The 554-nt window shown below is 50.9% G+C and carries 1 protein-coding gene; it reads right to left on the bottom strand.

Features of this window, described 5'->3' with window-relative positions; all coding sequences use genetic code 11:
* Window positions 1–24: 24 nt before the first annotated feature.
* Window positions 25–554: alpha/beta hydrolase family protein (locus KDM89_RS19430; RefSeq protein ID WP_212689550.1), on the bottom strand; the 530-nt coding region annotated here is incomplete at its 5' end.

The following is a 554-nucleotide window of genomic DNA, read 5'->3' as shown; positions in this document are numbered from 1 at the left end:
AGACTCGTTGAAATTGCCTCTGACTTACAAATTATTCTTCAAAAATTCCCATTTCGCTTTCTGCAAGGACCAGACCGTCCAATCGCCGCGTGGGCCATGGCCCTGGCCTGGGTAGAGTTGCAGGCTGTAGTCTTTGCCGTTCTGTATCAGCGCATCAATCAGCATGATGGCGTTTTGTGGATGAACATTGTCATCCATGGTGCCATGCATGATCAGGATTTTACCGTGCAGATCCTTGGCGGCTTTGAGCACACTGCCCTTGTCATAGCCTTCTTTATTCTCTGATGGCAGGCCCATGTAGCGTTCGGTATAAACGCTGTCGTACAGATGCCAGTCGGTCACAGGTGCACCGACAAACCCCAGCTTCCATGCCTTGCTATGCGTCATGGCATACGAGGTCATATAACCGCCATAACTCCAGCCATTCAGCGCAACGCGTTCCATATCTGCCCATCCTTGCTGACGCAGCCATTCCAGACCATCAAGCTGATCCTGTAATTCAAGCTGCCCCAGTTTTTTATGGATAGGCCAGGCGCTCGCCAGACCTTTATTAC

The sequence above is a fragment of the Cognatundibacterium luofuense genome (assembly GCF_018139685.1).
GTDB lineage: Bacteria > Pseudomonadota > Gammaproteobacteria > Burkholderiales > Burkholderiaceae_D > Undibacterium > Undibacterium luofuense.
This window is presented reverse-complemented; position numbering and strand designations above follow the sequence as displayed.